The organism is Micromonospora chokoriensis, assembly GCF_000718555.1.
GTDB lineage: Bacteria > Actinomycetota > Actinomycetes > Mycobacteriales > Micromonosporaceae > Micromonospora > Micromonospora chokoriensis_B.
Genome location: NZ_JOAN01000029.1, coordinates 30,636 through 47,770, shown reverse-complemented (window position 1 = coordinate 47,770; position 17,135 = coordinate 30,636). Strand labels below are relative to the sequence as shown.

The following is a 17,135-nucleotide window of genomic DNA, read 5'->3' as shown; positions in this document are numbered from 1 at the left end:
ATTGACCGGCCTGCCGGCGAGACACAGGTGCCGGCGAGGGTCTTCATTGCGCGGTTGGGGCGGGCTGGTGGCCCCCCGCCAGATTCGCGTCGTAGCCGGCGGCCTGGAGCGCGAAGAGTTCGGCGTACCGGCCGCCGGTGGCGACGAGGTCGGTGTGCGTGCCGGCCTCGACGAGCCGGCCGTGGTGCAGGACGAAGATCCGGTCGGCGTGCCGGACGTTCGCGAGCCGGTGCGTGATGAGGATCGTGGTGGCTCGGCCACGCCGGTCCCGAATGGTCTGGAACAGGGCGTCCTCGGCGCGGGGGTCGAGCGCGGAGGACGGCTCGTCCATGATCAGCAGCTCGGCGTCGCGCAGGAACCCCCGGGCTGCCGTGATCCGCTGCCACTGCCCACCGGAGAGGTCCTGGCCTCGGGCGAAGGTCCGGTCGAGCAGCGTCTCGTACCCGTGCGGAAGTTCGTTGATCATGTCGTGGGCGACCGCGCGGCCGGCGGCGGCCTCGATGCGATCCTGCCGGGCCTCGCTGTCGACGTCGCCGATGGCGATGTTCGTGGCCGCGGTGAACGGCCACTTGTGGTATTCCTGCGTCACCACCGCGATCCGGGCCCGCAGCCCGTCGACGTCGCAGTCCGACAACGGTCGGCCGTTCCACTCGATGCTGCCCTCGCTCGGAGCGCGGAGGCTGGCGATCATCGCGGCCAGGGTCGTCTTGCCAGAGCCGTTCTCGCCGACGAACGCGACAGTCTGCCCGGCGGTGATCGTCAACGTGACGCCGTCGACGGCAGGGGTGTCCCGGTCGGGGTAGCGCAGACTTACCTCCCGGACGGTCAACTCCCGTAGCCGTTCCGGGCCGGCGGCGGCCACGGGTCCGGTGGTGGCCGGTAGGTAGGCGTCGGCGCGGGTCATGAAGCCGGTGTAGTCGCCGAAGTGCTGCCCCTCGGTGTAGACGTGGTCGACCTGAAAGGTGGCTATGGACAGCGACCGTTGCGCGGACTGCACCGCGATGACGCAGGTCGCCGCGGCGGCTAGCGGGATCTGCCCGTCCAGGAGCAGCAGCCCGAGTAGGGCGTAGACGGTGCCGGTGGCGAGGCCACCGATGATCGCGCCGACCGTGGTGGTCGTGGTGACGCGGCGGGCCAGGGCGAGCTGGATGTCCGTCTCCACCTGCATCACCCGGTCGTACTGGTCGAGCAGGAACCGGCGCAGCCCGTACGAGCGCAACTCCGGGGCGGAGGCTCGTTCGGCCATCAGCTTGTGCAGCAACCACAGTCGACGTCGGCGCACCGACCCGGCGGTGTACGTCTGGTACCGCAGATGCCCGGCCCGCAACGACGCCCACGCGTTGGGCACCGTGGCGACCAGCAGCGCCAGCAGCAGCAGCGGATGGATGATGACGACGGCCGCCGCCACGGCGAGCAGCCCGGCCAGACCGGCGAGCAGGTTCATCGACGCCTGCACCAGCCCGATGGTCGACTCGGTGCCGCGCGAGGCGCGTTCCATGTCATCGGCGAACGCGTCGGCGTCGAACGCCTCCAACCGGACCGCCGTCGACACCTCGAACAGGCCCCGCTCCACCTCGCGGCTGACCCGAGGCGTCAACCCGTTCTGCGCGTACCCGGTGGCGATGCCCATCCCCGCTCGGAGCGCTACCGTCGCTGCCAGCACGGCCAGCGCGGGTAGCGCCGCCCGCACCTTGTCCGCGGTCGGCCCGCCGGCGAACAGCTCCACAAGCACCCGCTGCGTGGCCAACAGGCCGAAGGCCGCCATCACCCCCGCGCCGACCGTCGCCGCACCCACCACGCCGGTACGGAGTCGGTCCGCGCGCCAACTGATACCGAGGGCGGTCCAGACGAGCCTGGGCAGCTCCGCGAACACGGCGAAGACGCCGGCCTCCGCTCGTGCCCGCACACCCGTCTCCCACCACATCTCCCGCAACTCCGGCAGCACCGACTCCGTGCGCCCAGGGCGAGGCTTGCCTGGTGCAACGCGGTGGGCCTCTGCGGTGGCGGTCTCGCTCATGGGCTATACCTCCCGGGCGGCGCAGCCGTCGCCATCCCTCGCCGGGCAGGCGGAGTGGCGGCTTTCTGGAGGATTGGACCACCCGGATGTAGCTCTCGGCAATCGTCTGGGCACTCCCCGTTATAGATGCGACATTGGCGGGGCGCCCCCGCGCTTCACTCCGCGCGCAGCGCGTCGAGGTGCGCGCTCAGTGCCGTGGCGATCTCGCCCGCCGCGACGACCTGATCCGGAGTGAGGGCGTCGACGAAGAGTTCTCGGATGGCGCGCAGGTGCGGAAAGGTGGCCCCCTTGAACGCCTCGGCTCCGGCCGCGGTGAGCAGCACCTCCGCCCCACGGGGAACTGTCGCGCACTCCTGGCGGCGAATGAGGCCGCGCCGCTCCATCCGCCCGAGGTGGTGCGAGAGCCGGCTCCGCTCCCACCCGATGTGCGACGCGAGCTCGGATGACCGCATCGCCTGCCCCTGCGCCTCGCTGAGGGCGAGGAGCACGGCGTAGTCCCCCGTCGAGAGCGAGGAGTCGCTCTGCAGGCGGGACTCGAGCCGGGAGCCGAGCGCTGCCGTGGTCTCGATGAAGTCCCGCCAGATGCGTAGCTCGTCGGCGGTCGGGAGTTGGCGCCCTCCCCGCCGATCGGGTGTGGCCTCCGTCATCTCATCCTCCCGGGAATTGACGCGTCAATCGCCAAGTTAGCATCATTGACATGTCAACTGGTAGGTCGCTTCTGCGGCCACCGGATGAGCGCACCGAGGAGGAGACGATGGCAGCTGCAGACTTCGAGCTGGGGCTCAACTCGTTCGGGGAGGTGGCCACCGACGGCGACCGGGTCCTGAGCGACGCCGAGACCGTACGACTACTGGTGGACGAGGCACGGCTCGCCGAGTCGGCCGGGATCGACGTGTTCAGCGTCGGTGAGCACTACCGCGAGGGTCACAACGACTCGGCGACGCCCGTGTTGCTGGCGGCGGCCGCGACGGCGACCGAGCGGATTCGCCTCGGCACCTCGGTCACCGTGCTCAGCACCAACGACCCGGTACGGCTCTACCACGAGTTCGCCACCCTCGACGCCGTCTCCAACGGCCGCGCGCAGATCGTCCTCGGACGCGCATCGGCGACCGAGTCGTTCCCGCTGTTCGGTTACGACCTGGCCGACTACGAGCGGTTGTTCGAGGAGAAGCTGGACCTCTTCCTGCGGCTTCAGCAGGACGAACCGGTCACCTGGTCCGGCACGGTGCGAAGCCCTCTGACCGGGCAGCGCCTGCACCCCCGGATGCAGCCCGGTGGGATCCCGACCTGGATCGGCGTCGGGGGGAGCCCGAGTTCGGTGACCCGCGCCGCCCGGCACGGACTTCCGCTCATGCTCGCGATCATCGGCGGGCGTCCCCAGCGCTTCGCCGGCCACGTCGAGCTCTACACCAAGGCGCTCGAACAGTTCGGGCATACCCCGCAGCCAATCGGGCAGCACTCTCTCGGCCTTGTCGCGGACACCGACGAGGAGGCGGTGGAGACGTGGTGGCGATACTGGCAGCCGGTCGCGGCGGCCCTTGCCGCGGAACGCGGCTTCTACAAACCGGACCGCGCGCGCTACGAGGCCGAAATCGACCACGGGGCGCTCTTCGTCGGATCACCCGAGACGGTGGCGCGCAAGATCGCCACGGTCGCTCGCGACCTGCGGCTGAGCCGCTTCGACCTGAAGTACGACATCATGCACCTGCCCCGCGAGGCTCGCGCGCGCACCATCGAACTGCTGGGCAGTGAGGTCGCGCCGCGGGTCCGGGAGCTGTTGGCGAAGGAGCCCCACCATGTCTGATCTCCTGTTCGGCCTGGACACGTTCGGCGACGTACCGGAGGACGACGCTGGCAAGCTCGTCTCCCACGCGGCGGCCATCCGGCAGGTCGTCGACGAGGCGGTGCTCGCCGACCAGCTCGGGGTCGATGTCATCGCGCTGGGCGAGCACCACCGGCCGGAGTACTCGGTCTCGACGCCGGAGACGGTGCTGGCCGGAATCGCCACCCGCACCGCACGGATCCGGTTGGCCTCCGGCGTGACCGTGCTGAGCTCGGACGACCCGGTACGGGTGTTCCAGCGCTTCGCCACCGTGGACGCGCTCTCGCACGGCCGGGCCGAGGTCATCCTCGGTCGCGGCTCGTTCACCGAGTCGTTCCCGCTCTTCGGATACGACCTGCGCGACTACGACACGCTGTTCGAGGAGAAGATCGAACTGTTCGCGCAGTTGCTGGACGAGAAGCCGGTCACCTGGAGCGGCACCCTACGTGCCCCGTTGGAAAACGCCGATGTCTTCCCGAAGACCGAGTCCGGTCACCTCTCCACCTGGGTCGGCGTGGGTGGCTCACCGCAGTCGGTCGTGCGGACCGCCAAGTACGGGCTCCCGCTCATGCTCGCCATCATTGGCGGCGCACCCGAGCGCTTCGCACCCTACATGGACCTCTATCGCCGGGCCGCCGAGCAACTCGGTACGACCGCGCACCCGGTGGGAATGCACTCTCCGGGCTTCATCGCCGACACCGACGAGGAGGCCAAGGAGGTGTACTGGCCGCACTACCGCGTCATGCGCAACCGGATCGGCGCGCTGCGGGGTTGGCCACCGATCCGCCGTCAGGAGTTCGACTCCGAGGTGGAGAACGGCTCGCTCTACATCGGCGCACCGGAGACCGTGGCCCGCCGAATGGCCCGGGCGATCCGCAGCCTCGGCGTCGGCCGGTTCGACCTCATCTACTCGGCCGGAGCGCAACCGGTGAGCGCCCGCATGCGCGCCGTGGAGCTGTACGGCTCGAAGGTGATCCCCATGGTCCGCGACCTGCTGGCCTGATCAGACCGTCAGTATCGAAAGGGACGACATGAACGTCAACGACCGCAGCCGGCCTGCGACCCTCGGTGTCCTCGGGGCCGGCAAGGTGGGCACGGTGCTCGCCCGGCTCGCCGTCGCCGCCGGCTACCGGGTGCGGGTCGCCGGCTCCGGCGACCCGGCGAAGATCGCCCTCACCGTCGAGGTCCTCGCCCCGGGGGCACAGGCCACCACCGCGGTCGACGCGGCGGCCGACGCCGACATCGTCATCCTCGCCCTACCACTGGGCAAGTACCGCAGCGTTCCCGCCGAGGCGCTGCGCGGCAAGCTGGTCGTCGACGCCATGAACTACTGGTGGGAGATCGACGGCATTCGCGCCGACCTCACCGACCCGCGTACCTCGTCGAGCGAGATCGTCCAGGCGTTCCTGTCCGGCTCGCGCGTGGTCAAGGCGTTCAACCACATGGGCTATCACGATCTGGAGGACGAGGCGCGACCGGCGGGGACGACCGACCGCAAGGCCATCGCGATCGCCGGCGACGACAGCGCCGATCTCACCGAGGTCGCGGCCCTCGTGGACGCGCTCGGCTTCGACCCGGTCGTCGCCGGGCCGCTGGCCGAGGGGGTACGCCTCGAACCGGGCAGCGAGTTGTTCGGCGCCAACGTGAGCGCCGACGAGGTGCGCGCCATGCTCGACCGCTTCGGCGAGTCGGAGCGGGGACGGATCATCACCGCCGCCCGGAGCACGACTGGCAGCTGACGGTCCTGGCCGTCTCCCCCTTTACTGGCGCCACCGGGCAGGCCCGGTCGGTCTCGCCCGCCACCTATTGTCCGACTTGCGAACCGATCAGGAATCGAGAAGCCCTTCCAGCGCCGTCCGGCCTAGCCTTTCCCCAGGTGAACGGTTGCACGCCGCACCTGGACGACGAGAGGGAGCCCGAAAATGTCCGCGAAGACCACGAACGGGTCCGATGGCTTCAGCCCGCAGGAGCGGGCCGCGATGAAGGAGCGCGCCGACGAGCTTCGCGCCGAGGGCAAGAAGGGTGCCAAGAAGGCGGATGGGCTGCAAGCGGTCCTCGACCGGATCGCGCAGATGGAGCCGGAGGACCGCGCGCTGGCCGAGCGCGTGCACGTGACGGTGACCGCCGCCGCCCCGGCTCTGACGCCGAAGACCTGGTACGGGATGCCCGCCTACGCGAACGAGGACGGCAAGATCGTCGTCTTCTTCCAGGACTCCGGCAAGTTCAACTACCGGTACTCGACCCTGGGCTTCCAGGACGCGGCCAACCTTGATGACGGGGACCTCTGGCCGGTGGCGTACGCGTTGCGGCAGTGGAGCTCAGCAGTGGAAAAGAAGATCACCGAGCTGGTGCGGGCCGCGGTCTCCTGACCCTCCCCACTGCGTCCATACCGCCACCGCAGGGATCCGGACGGGGCCTATGACGGTGTCGCATTTATCGACATGTGAGGATGTCGAGCCAGCCGGCGCAGTGGGGTCGATTCCTGTCGGAGGGGCCGGTCATCATCCCGCTCGGAGCGATGCCGTGTCGCTCCAGACAGGGGGACCATGTCGTACCGATCAGCTTCCGCACGGGTCCGCGCCGCACTACCGCGCCAGATTGCCGGGGCGACCGCCGCAGTGACCCTGGTCGCCGCCGGCGCGGTCAGCGTGGCCGGGCCGGCCACCGCCACCGAGGCCCGGCCAGCCGCTGCCGTCGGGGTGGCCGGGGCGGTCGATGACCCGACGCTGCCCACGTCGGCCATCACCCTGGCCGCACCCGCCTCCGCGACGGCCCTCGACCCGATCACCATCACCGGTCAGCTCACCCTGGAAGACGGCACCGATCCGGGGGTGCAGGAGGTGGCGGTCAACCGCGTCGTGCCGGACGAAACCTGGACCACGCTCACCACCACCACCGCGGTCGACGGCACCTTCACCCTCACCGACGTTCCTCCGCTGAGCGGCCCCCTCCGCTACGACGCCTACTGGTTTCCGACCGAGAACTACCAGGGCAGCACCGCCTCAGTGACCGTCCAGGTCGCCGGCCGCGCCGCGACGCTCACCCTCGACGGGCCGACGAACGGCAGGGACGGCAGGCAACTGTCACTCGCCGGCACGCTGGGCCTCGACGGTGAGGCCCCCGCGCAGCCCCAGACGCTGGCGGTCACCCGGACCATCTGGAACAACCGCCTCGACGGTGCCGTGCAGCAATTGTCCAACGTCACCACCGACAGCCGGGGGGCCTTCACCGTCCTCGACACGCCCACCCAGGGCGGCCGACACGTCTACACCGTCAGCTGGCACGGTGATTCGGTGTACGCGGCGTCGTCCGCCAGCCACGAGATCACCGTGTCGTCGCCGGATTCGCACATCGCGGGGCAGGTGGCGGACCCGGCGTACCTCGGGTTGGCGTTCCGGGTCACCGGTGCCGTGACCTACGACGTCGGCTCCTGCGTGGGCCCGACCGTGGTCCACCTGAGCCGGCGGATCAACGGCGGTGCCGAGCAGCAACTGCCGAGCGTCACCACCGACGCCTCCTGCGGCTTCGGCTTCGACGACACCGTGAGCAGGACCGGTCAGGTGACCTACACCGTGACGTGGGGCGGCAACTCCACCCACCGCAGAACTACCAGCACCATCACCGGCACCGTGCAGAAACAGCCGTCCGGCATCGAGGCCACGTCGCCCGACCGCACCCTCCTCAACGGCCAGCAGGCGGTCATCGAGGGCAGGGTCACCGACGGCAACGCGGAGTCGATCGGCGCGAAGCTACGGCTGACCGTGCGGCGGATCGGCCCGGACGGCTCGTCGGTCGACCTGCCGAGGGTGACCACCGCCGAGGACGGCACCTTCTCCTACCGCGACTCGCCACCGACCGTGGACGCCAGCACCTACCCGCAGTTCCAGTACGAATTCACCTGGAGTGGCAACACCACGTACCAGGCGAGCAACGGGAGCGTCTACTTCTACATCGTGCCGCCGGACTGCGACTGCTGATGTCGATCACAGACCATGCGCTGGCCGTCGAGGCGGCGCAAGCTGGAGCCGCAGTCGTCCGCTCCCGGTACGGATCAGCACTGACGCGCATCATGAAGACCGCCGGCGACTTCGCCACCGCCGCCGACGTCGAGGCCGAGCAGGCCATCCTCGACGTCCTACGCGCGGCACGTCCGGACGACGCCGTGGTGGCCGAGGAGAGCGGGCACACGGGTACGGGCGACAGCGAGCGCACGTGGCTGGTCGACCCGCTCTGCGGCACGTTGAACTTTGCCGCCCGGACCATGCTGGCCTCGGTCAACGTCGCTCTGCGCAACGGGCCGGACGTCGTCGTGGGGGCCTCGGCGGACCCGTTCGCCGACGAGGTGTTCTGGACCGACAGCATCGCCGCGTACGTCCGGCGCGCGGGGACGGACGAGCGACTCGTCCCGTCGGCCGAGTCGACGCTCGTCGACGTCAATCTCGACCCGCCATTCCCCAACAAGAACGTGTTCCTTGCCGCCCGCCTGCTCGCGGACGAGAGCTTCATCGAACAGTTCCGCCCCCGCGTGGTCTCCACCACCCTGGCCGTGGCCTGGGTCGCTGCCGGTCGCCGCGCCGCGTACGTGACGGACCGCCACCACCTGCGGCACGACGTCCACTTCGCGGCGGGAATCGCGCTCTGCCAGGCGGCCGGCTGCGTGGTCACCGGGCTCGACGGTCAGCCGCTGCACGCCGGTGGGGACGGTCTCGTCGCGGCCGCGGACGAGCGGACGCACTCTGCCCTGCTGACGCTCATCCGCCGAACCCGCAGGCGGTATTGACACGGCCGGGTCCGCCATCGATGCTCTGCTAAATCAGTTTAGCGACCGGCTCGCTCCGGCCCGTCCCACGTTCCGTCCCGGGCGGGATCGCTGGCTGAACGCACCACCGTCGAGGAAGGACTCGCATGAGACTGCGCAAAGGACTGATCCCGCTCGCTGCCACCCTCGTCCTGGCTGGCGCCTCCGGCACGGCGTACGGCAGCGCGGGCGGCAGCCCCGGCACCGCGAACGGAATCCGCAGCATCACCCCGATCACCACCGTCTACACCTACGGCCAGAAGGTCTCGGCGGTGGCGATCGAGTACGCCGCGGCGGTCAATCCCCGCACCCTCGACACCGCCACGTTCTCGGTGACCGACACCATCTACAACTTCCGCTTCAACCCCATCGAGGATCTGCCGAAGCTCGCCGACCGAACCATCACCCACACCTACACCAACGCAGTGCCAGGCACCCGATCCGACCACCGATCGGCACCGGGCAGGTACGTCATCGTCGAGCTCGACCCCGCCGACACCGGCGGCTCGACGGTCATCGTCTCCAAGTGCCCGACCTTCCTCTGCACCGTCAAGGTCAACCCCGAGCTGCCGACCCGGGTGGCGCAGCGCAAGGACGTGCACGGCCAGCCCGGCCGTGGAGCCGGCAAGGGGCCGGTGCTCGCCAAGGCCACCCCGCGCGAGTCCCGGCCGGTCACCGAGAAGCCGGTAAACCAACTCGTCGACGAGTTCAGCTACGGCTCGTTCCTCAGTGGCGGAATGGTGCTGCCCTACCACTACCACCTGCCGAAGAACTACCAGCCCGGCCGGGCGTATCCGCTCATGGTCGTCCTGCCTGGGCACGGGATGGGCTGGGACGGCGACAACCTCGGCGTCCAACTCGCCGCCGACATCCCGGCGACCGCGTGGCTCCAGCCGCAGTGGACCGGCAGCTCCGAGGACGTCATCGTCCTGGCACCCCAGCACCAGCGGGTAGGTGGCGCCGCCGAGGCGGACCTGCTGGTCAAGCTGCTCGACCAGTTCGTCAAGCAGTTCGCGGTGGACACCCGCCGGGTGTACGCGACCACCGTGTCGTACGGCTCCCAACTGCTCTGGGAGGCGTTCGCCAAGCGTCCGGACCTATTCGCCGGCGGGTTGGTGACCGGTGGTTTCCCGGTCAACGCCACCCAGGCGACCGCGATCGCCACGGCCGAGGTGCCGGTGTGGATCACGCACGGCGAGCACGACCACTTGCTCAACGTCTCGGGCGCGCGCAACTCCACGGCCGCGCTACGGCAGGCGTACGCCGCCCGGGGTAAGACGCCGGAGCAGGTCGCCGACCTCGTGCGCTACACCGAGTACGCCGACGCGGCGTTCTCGTTGCCGGACTACCACGCGGCGTTCGGTCCAACCTACGAGGACAGCACCATCCTGGGCTGGCTGCTCGACCGGGCCAAGCCCTAGGGCCGGGGCCGGGCGACGCTTCGCCACGATCCGGCAGCGCGCACTCCCGCGCCGACGGGTTACCGGTGGGCGTCGCCCGGGTCGGGCTCGGCATCGGCGGGCGCACCTCCGACGAGCACGGGCTCCTGAGCCTCCTGCCGGCCCTCCTGCCGGGCACGAGCAAGCAGCCCGGCCAGCCGGCGCCGACGGTGGCGGGCCGCCGCCCGCAGGCCCAGGAGCAGCACGGCGAGCAGACACAGCAGCGCGAGCTGAGCCCACGGTACGACCCAGGCGGTGACAGTGGCGGAGGCCGGTCGGAGGTCGGCACCGGACTGGCCCTCACCGAGCAGGGTCGGCGAGGTGCTGACGGTCGTACGGAGACGGCCCAGGGCCCAGACGCCGTCGGCCCGGGCCGCCACCTCCCGCGTGCCGCCGGGGAGCAACTCCTCAACGGCGCTGGTGGCGTCGTGGCTGGTCCGGCCGAAAAGGTCGGACATCGCCACGTGGCTCGTGCCACTGACCCAGACGTTGCCGTCGTTCTCGACGGTGTAGCGCACCCGCACCGTGCCACCGGCGAAGGGGTTCCACGACGGCGAGTACGTCGCGGTGAGGCCGCGGACGGCCAGGGCCGCTCGGGCGGCGCCGTTGACCCGCATCATGACCCGGAACCCGACCCGGCTCTCGACGTTGACCGTGCCGCCGGTACTGGTGACGGTCGCGGCGATGCCGGCCGGGTGGTCACCCGGGGTGGCGTTCCTGGGCACCGTGATCGTGAACGGCACCACCCTCGTCTCGTTGGGGCCGACGGTGACCTTCTCCTGCACGTCGATCCAGGTGCCGCCGTCGACCGAGGGCCGGTCGGACGACAGCATGTTGAAGCGACCCTTGTCGGTGAGGTAGCCGTCGGCTGCCTTCAGGGAGAAGGCGACAGCATTGCGGCTGAAGTTCCGGACCGCCAGGTGCTCGGTCACGACCTGCCCCGGGTCGAGGCTGGCATTGATCCACCGGCGTTGGTCCGGGCCACTCGCGGTGGCCGGTTGGACCGTCCAGGTCAACGCCTTCGGGTCTGGTTCCGCCGCCGCCGGGGTCGGCGCGGCCGCAACCGCGAGGAACGCGACGGCGAGGACGACGAGCGCCCGGCGCAGCGGGGTGACGGTCATGAGGCGACCCTTCGGCACGGGGCTGGGCGGGGGCCCGGTCCGGGCCCCCGCCCAGGCCACTACTCGAACAGTGAGAGCGTGAGCGTGGAGCTGTACTCGCCGGCGGCGACCTCCGCGGGGGTCCGCAGATACAGGTCGGCGTTGACCGAGTACGAGTCGCTGACGACCGCCTTGGAGTCGAAGGCCGAGACCAACAACTCCTGGTCGACGAGGCCGACATTGTTGCCCGGCTGGGTCTCCTCGTCCAGGCTGGTCACCACCTCCTCGCCCTCGGTGACCAGGCCGGTCTCCCCACCGTCGAGCAGGCGGGGCTTCCAGCCGAAGTGGTCGGCGGTGATCGGCGCCTGGCCGGCGTTGCCCGCGAAGTCGGTCGCGCTGCCGAGCACCGCCCAGCTGGCGCCGTCGGGAGCCTCGTCGGCGACGCGGGTGTCGGTGACCGTCACCGTCGGGAGCGTGCCGACGAACTGGCGAACCAGCAGGGTCGAGCCGTCCTCGGACAGCGCGACGGAATCGCCGGCGATCGACAGGGCGAGCACGCCCGGTTCCCTGATCTCGTCGATGTCGACAGTGACCCGCACGCTGGCGTCGTCACCGGGCTCGGCCAGTGCGGGCGACGGCAGCACCGCCGCACCGCTCAGCACGCCGCCGACAGCGCAGGCCGCGAGCAGCTGCCGCCGTTTGAATGAGTTCATGTGATCTCCGTTCTCCGCCATGAGGGTTATCCGCCGCAGGTGCCGGCGGGGTGTTGCACGGTGCGGACGGTCGTCACGTCCTGTCCGCCGATCGCCCCGGTCACCCGGACCGTCGCCGAACCCGCCGACACCGACACGGCACGGGTGTTGAACGACTGGTAGGCGTTCGCCCCTGGCGCGACGGCCGCGAAGGACCGCTCGCCGTACGGCGTCTGCAGGGTGACGCCTACCGGCGCGTCATGGTCGTTACGTGCCTGCACCGCCACGTACGCCTTGCCACCCACGCACCGCGTCGACGCGGTGACCGTGACGGGCAGGTCGAGGGTGGCCGCCTGGAAGGCCCAGTTGTCGATCTCGAAGAGGTCGACGCCGGCCGGGCCGGTATAGGTGAAGTAGACGTCGTGCACGCCGCTGACGCCCGTGAGTGCGGCGCTCACCTCGGCCCACTGGCCGACCGGCGTGTCGACCGCGACCGTGCCGACGACGGGACCGTTGACGTCGTCCAGCCGGACCTGGACCTGCCCGCCGGCGGCGAGCGCCCGCACCCGCGCCTTGACGCTCTGCGCGCCGCTGGCACCGAAGTTCACCGAGGACAGCGCCGTCCAGTCGCCGTTGTCGATGTCGCGGACCACCAGGTTCGGTGCCGCGCCGCCGAACTGGGCGGAGCTGCCGTCGACCTTCGTGGTCGCGACGCCCTTGCTCCAGCCGAAGGTCTCGGCCTCGAAGACGCGGTACGGGTCGAAGTCGCGAACCTGGTCCACGCCGGCGTAGGTGCCGACGACCTGCTGGATCGTGCCGTCCGGGTTGAAGGTCAACTGCTGGATGTGCGGGCTGCGGTACCCCTGGGTGGTGTTGCCGTTGATGCGCTTGTTGAGCGTCGGGGCGTGGTAGGTGAAGTAGTACTTGCCCCCGAACTCGAACACCGACTGGTGGTTGTTGCCACCGGTGCCGGCCCCGAAGAACTGCGACTGGTTCGGGAAGAGCACACCGGCGTAGGTCTCCTTCGCCCACGACATCGGGCCGTCGGAGATCATGTAGCCGATCTGGCCACCCCCCGGGTAACCGGGAAGCGGCTGCTGGCTGCCACCGAAGTCGTTCCCGCCGAAGTGCGAGGAGTACGAGAAGTAGTACTTACCCGCACGCTTGAAGACGTGACCCGCCTCGAAGGCGACCGGGGCGTCGACCACCGCGGCCGTCCCCTCGGTCGAGACCATGTCGTCGCCGAGTTCGATCGACCGGATGTTCTTCGGGTTGTTGAAGCGCTCGGCCGGCGGCATGCTCGTCGACGCGGGGCCACCACCGAAGTAGAGGTACGGCTGGCCATCGTCATCGACGAACGGGGCCGGGTCGAACTTCCACGCGACCGCCTCGGCACCGGGGGTCCGGCCATCGATAAGCGTGCTCGTGCGCTCGCTGGTCCACGGGCCGAGCGGCGACGCACCCGTGATCACGTTGCTGGAGCCACCGCCGTTGGCGTAGTAGAGGAAGAACTTCTCCACCCCGTTCACCACCTTCTTGGTGATGCCCGGAGCCCACGAGTTGGCGGTGAACGGCGCCACCCCGTTCGGGCCGGCGACCTGGATCTCCCCGTGGTCCGTCCAGTTCACGAGGTCCTCCGAGGAGATCACCGTGATCTGGTTGATGTCGCCGTAGTTGATCCCCGGCGAGACGCCCGTGGTCGGGTTCGGGGCGTACCCCTGGGTGTCGTTGGTCATGTACATGTACACCCGGCCGTCGTGCACGAAGCCGAAGCCGTCAGCGCCGAACTTGTGCCCGATCAACGGGTTGTGTTCCCCAGGCAGCTTGCCGACGACCTCGATCGTCTTCGACGCCGGCGCGGGCGGTGCCGCGCCGATCACCGACACGTCGTCGAGCTTGAAGTCCATGAGGTGCAGGGCGGGGTCCGTGGACGGCGTGCTCGTCCAGGGGGTCTCGAAGAACAGGCGTGCCGTCGACACGCTCTGCCCGGTCGGGATCGTGAACGTCCCGTTGAACTGCGCCCACTGCCCCTTCGTCGCCGTCACGCTGACGAGGTTGGTGTAGGTGCCACCGCCGTAGTGCATGGTGGCGAAGAACTGCTTCGTGGCTGGTCCGCTCTCGTTCTCGTACTTGATGCGGGCGGTCAGGGTGTATGCCTGGCCGGCCTGCACCTTGCCGCTGAGGTCCTGCATCGGTCCGGATCCGGTCGTCGTCCGGTTGGCGACGAGCGCGGCGTTCGCGCCGGAGTAGGCATCCGAGGTGGCCGACAACTGGGCCCCGTCGGAGGCGTTTCCGTTGTTGACGAACCAGTTGGCCAGGCCGTCCTCGAACCCGCCGTTGACGACGAGATTCGTGTCGGCGGCCTGGACCGGCGCCGCTGCGGCGACGAACCCCGTGGCCAGCATCAGGCCAACTGTCGCGATCGCCGCGACCCGTCCTCGGGTCGCTCGTCGCATGCGTTGTTCCACGAGACATCCTCCTTCGACTCTGACGTGCGGTCATCGGTGTACGGGGGATCGGTGGGTGCGCTTCCTTGGGTGTTCCGGACATCAGGGGTCGACTGCCGCCACCGCTCCGACCGAGGCCGGCGGCGCGGAACAGATCCCGCTGTTCCGCGCCGCACGACCGGTCGTCGGTGGGGCTGGTCGGTGAGCCGAGGGCTCGGGGTGGGGTTATCCGCCGCAGGCGCTGGCGGGGTGCTGCGCGGTGCGCACGGTGGTCACGTCCTGGCCCGCTACCGACCCGGTGACCCGGACCGTCGCCGAACCGGCCGGCACCGACGAAGCGCGGGTGTTGAACGACTGGTAGACGTTCGCCCCCGGCGCGACGCCCGCGAACGACCGGCTGCCGTACGGGGTCTGCACGGTGATCTCGACCGGCGCGTCCGAGTCGTTGCGGGCCTGCACCGCCACGTACGCCTTGCCACCGAGGCAGCGCACCTCAGCGGTGGCGGTCCCGGGCAGGGCCGCAAGCACTCCGAGCCGGGCCAACTGGTAGCTGAGTGCCCGTTCCGGTGCGTCGATCTGGTTCTGGGTGCCGAGTTGACCGGCCCGTACCGACGTCGCCGCCGCGAGCGCGGACTGCGTGGCGGCCCAGGCGTCGGCCGGGTAGTGGCGCGCGTCGAGCGTCTGCGCGTGGGCGATGGCCGCGTCCAGGGCGGTGGTGTCCAGCGGCCGGGCCTGCGCGGTCAGCACGTCGCTGAGCAGGTAGTCGTCGAAGTCGACGTGCCCGCCGGTCTCCTGGGTCGCGTAGTTGAACAGGCCCACCCGGTGACCCATGAAGTGCGCGAGGCTGCCGTCGAGCGCCTGCGGGCCGACGCGGTTGCCCAGCCGGGTCCACTGGATGCCGTCCAGGCTGTAGTAGAACGTCGTCCACAGCTGGCCGACCGGCGAGGCGAAGTCGAGGTCGGCCTTCACGTGCACCTCGGTCGCGTCGCCCAGCGACACCGTGGAGCCCGACACGAAGCTCTCCAGCGTCGACTGGTCGAGGTCGACAGCGAACGGCTGCGAGCGGTTCACGACGCCGAGCGTGTTGACGCCGCCGACGCGCTTGACCGCCGCGTACGAGAATCCGCGGTTGTAGGCCGCGAGACCCGCGACGTCACCGTTGCGCATCCCGGAGATGTCCATCCGGGTCTGCACCGACTGGCGTGGCCCGAACGTCCGCTGCGAGAGCGTGTTGCGGGCCTCCTCGAACCACGCCAGCTCGGCCCGGTTGGAGAGCTTCGTGTAGACGTACTGGCCGGTGACCACCTTGCCGGCCGTCAACCGCAGCCAGCCGTCGCGGTCGGTGAGCGACCAGTACCGGTTGTCCGGGGCGTGGTTCCACTCCCACGCCAGGTCCAGCCGGGAGCCGTTCGGGGCGATCTCCGCCGGGTCGAGCGGGGCCGGGGCCGTCCACTGCTCGTCCTGGTACGCCTTGTGCGGCGCGTCGTTGGCGAAGTCGTCCGAGGCGACGATGCTCTTCTGCCGTTCGAACAGCTCCTCGGCCGGGCTGAGCTTGATCGGCTTGTCGAACAGGCCGTTGACCGGCACGACCCCGTTGGTGCCGAAGGTCGGCCAGCCGTTCTGCCAGGTGGCGGGGATGAGCGCCGGGATCCGGCCGATCGGGAACGTGTCCCGGAAGAACATGCCGTGCCAGTCGGTCTGACCGCCCTCGCGGCTGATCGGCACCAGGCTGCCCTGGGCGAAGCCGTTGGAGTTGAGCACTCCGCGCGCCTCGTAGGTGTTGACGCCGCCGGCCGAGGTGTAGCGCCCGAGCAGGTCCTTCGACCGGAACATGACGACCTGGCGTCCCTGCCCGGACGGCCAGGTGATGATGACGGCGTAGTACCAGCCGTCGATGTAGTAGACCTGCGCACCCTCGAACAGGCCACCGATGAACGGCTGCCCGGAGTAGTTGCTCGCCGTGAAGATGTTCGGGTAGTCCTGCGCGATGGCCGTCAGGTCGGCGTTGAGGCGTACGGCGCTGGTGCCACCGGAGCCGTAGAAGATGTACGGCGTGCCGTCGACGTCGAAGAAGAGCGACGGGTCGTGCAGACCACGGCCGAGGGCGGTGCGCTGCCACGCGCCGTTCTCGATGTCGTCGGTGCGGTAGAGGTACGCCCCGCTGAGGTTGTTGGTGTTGAAGACGGCGTAGAAGGTGCCGTCGTGGTACCGCAGCGACGACGCCCACTGACCTTGGCCGTACGAGTTCTGGCCGTTGCGCAGCGAGAAGGCGTCGCCGACGCTCGCCCGGTCGAAGACGTAGTTGACGATCTCCCAGTTGACCAGGTCGTACGACTTCATGATCGGCGCACCCGGGCTCAGGTGCATCGTCGTGCTGATCATGTAGTAGATGTCGCGGCCCTCGTCGTTCTCGGCGGCCGGTACGCGCTCGACGCTGATGTCCGGCACGTCGGCGTTGAGCAGCGGCACCGAGTAGGTGCCGGCGCCGGTGTCGGTCGAGGTGTACGACGAGCGAGGTGACCACCCGTCACCGGCGTGCGCGGCAGCGGGTGTGGCAACCAGGCTCGCACCGACGAGAACGGCGGCCGATGCGAGCGCACACAGTGAACGAAGACGACGGGGACGCACCGTGGACGTCAGCCGGGTCAGCGCGGTCACGGCGTGGTGGGCGACGGCGTTCAGGCTGTTCGCAGCGAACGTGCGGGACGAGTTCAGAACACGTGAGCGGACCGACACGACCAAGGCAAGCTCCAAACGCGAGAGCGGCGTGAAGGCCATCGTGTTATCGCTAACAACGCCTGTCAAGACTATCTATGAAAC

The 17,135-nt window shown here is 69.8% G+C and carries 13 protein-coding genes; 7 read left to right on the top strand and 6 right to left on the bottom strand.

Features of this window, described 5'->3' with window-relative positions; all coding sequences use genetic code 11:
- Positions 1 to 43: 43 nt before the first annotated feature.
- The gene (locus IF46_RS0129235) at positions 44 to 1,924 is read right to left on the bottom strand and encodes an ABC transporter ATP-binding protein (RefSeq protein ID WP_030491624.1); all 1,881 of its coding nucleotides are present in this window, start codon (positions 1,922 to 1,924) and stop codon (positions 44 to 46) included.
- Positions 1,925 to 2,172: 248 nt separating this feature from the next.
- Positions 2,173 to 2,664, bottom strand: coding sequence for a MarR family winged helix-turn-helix transcriptional regulator (locus IF46_RS0129230; protein ID WP_030491623.1), 492 nt, complete (start codon positions 2,662 to 2,664; stop codon positions 2,173 to 2,175).
- Positions 2,665 to 2,771: 107 nt separating this feature from the next.
- Here IF46_RS0129230 and IF46_RS0129225 point away from each other — a divergent pair, with 107 nt between their 5' ends.
- The 7 genes from IF46_RS0129225 (at position 2,772) to IF46_RS0129195 (ending at position 10,058) form a co-directional block, all read left to right on the top strand.
- Positions 2,772 to 3,821 carry an LLM class flavin-dependent oxidoreductase gene (locus IF46_RS0129225; protein ID WP_030491622.1) on the top strand — a complete coding sequence of 350 codons (1,050 nt, stop codon included), beginning with the start codon at positions 2,772 to 2,774 and terminating at the stop codon, positions 3,819 to 3,821.
- Entirely contained in the window at positions 3,814 to 4,842 is a 1,029-nt protein-coding gene (locus tag IF46_RS0129220) for an LLM class flavin-dependent oxidoreductase (RefSeq protein WP_030491621.1), read from the top strand. The genes IF46_RS0129225 and IF46_RS0129220 overlap by 8 nt, the downstream gene beginning before the upstream one ends.
- 28 nt (positions 4,843 to 4,870) lie before the next feature.
- On the top strand, positions 4,871 to 5,578 hold the full coding sequence (locus IF46_RS0129215; RefSeq protein ID WP_030491620.1) for an NADPH-dependent F420 reductase: 708 nt from the start codon (positions 4,871 to 4,873) through the stop codon (positions 5,576 to 5,578).
- Between the two features lie 183 nt (positions 5,579 to 5,761).
- Positions 5,762 to 6,208, top strand: a complete 447-nt coding sequence (locus IF46_RS0129210; protein WP_030491619.1) for an iron chaperone — start codon at positions 5,762 to 5,764, stop codon at positions 6,206 to 6,208.
- A 177-nt stretch (positions 6,209 to 6,385) separates the two neighbouring features.
- Positions 6,386 to 7,816: a hypothetical protein gene (locus IF46_RS0129205; protein WP_157563625.1), complete on the top strand. Its 1,431-nt coding sequence runs from the start codon at positions 6,386 to 6,388 to the stop codon at positions 7,814 to 7,816.
- Entirely contained in the window at positions 7,816 to 8,619 is an 804-nt protein-coding gene (locus tag IF46_RS0129200) for an inositol monophosphatase family protein (protein WP_030491617.1), read from the top strand. Before IF46_RS0129205 ends, IF46_RS0129200 begins: the two co-directional genes overlap by 1 nt.
- Before the next feature lie 125 nt (positions 8,620 to 8,744).
- Entirely contained in the window at positions 8,745 to 10,058 is a 1,314-nt protein-coding gene (locus IF46_RS0129195; RefSeq protein WP_030491616.1) for a hypothetical protein, read from the top strand.
- 59 nt (positions 10,059 to 10,117) lie between these two features.
- Here IF46_RS0129195 and IF46_RS0129190 read toward each other — a convergent pair whose 3' ends face one another.
- The 4 genes from IF46_RS0129190 to IF46_RS0129175 form a co-directional block, all read right to left on the bottom strand.
- Positions 10,118 to 11,197: a hypothetical protein gene (locus tag IF46_RS0129190; protein WP_198041564.1), complete on the bottom strand. Its 1,080-nt coding sequence runs from the start codon at positions 11,195 to 11,197 to the stop codon at positions 10,118 to 10,120.
- 59 nt (positions 11,198 to 11,256) lie between these two features.
- Entirely contained in the window at positions 11,257 to 11,889 is a 633-nt protein-coding gene (locus IF46_RS0129185) for a hypothetical protein (RefSeq protein ID WP_030491614.1), read from the bottom strand.
- Between the two features lie 26 nt (positions 11,890 to 11,915).
- Positions 11,916 to 14,336 (bottom strand): family 43 glycosylhydrolase, encoded by a 2,421-nt coding sequence (locus IF46_RS0129180; RefSeq protein ID WP_030491613.1) that lies wholly within the window; start codon positions 14,334 to 14,336, stop codon positions 11,916 to 11,918.
- 204 nt (positions 14,337 to 14,540) lie between these two features.
- Positions 14,541 to 17,093 (bottom strand): glycoside hydrolase 43 family protein, encoded by a 2,553-nt coding sequence (locus IF46_RS0129175; RefSeq protein ID WP_232234211.1) that lies wholly within the window; start codon positions 17,091 to 17,093, stop codon positions 14,541 to 14,543.
- Positions 17,094 to 17,135: the final 42 nt, after the last annotated feature.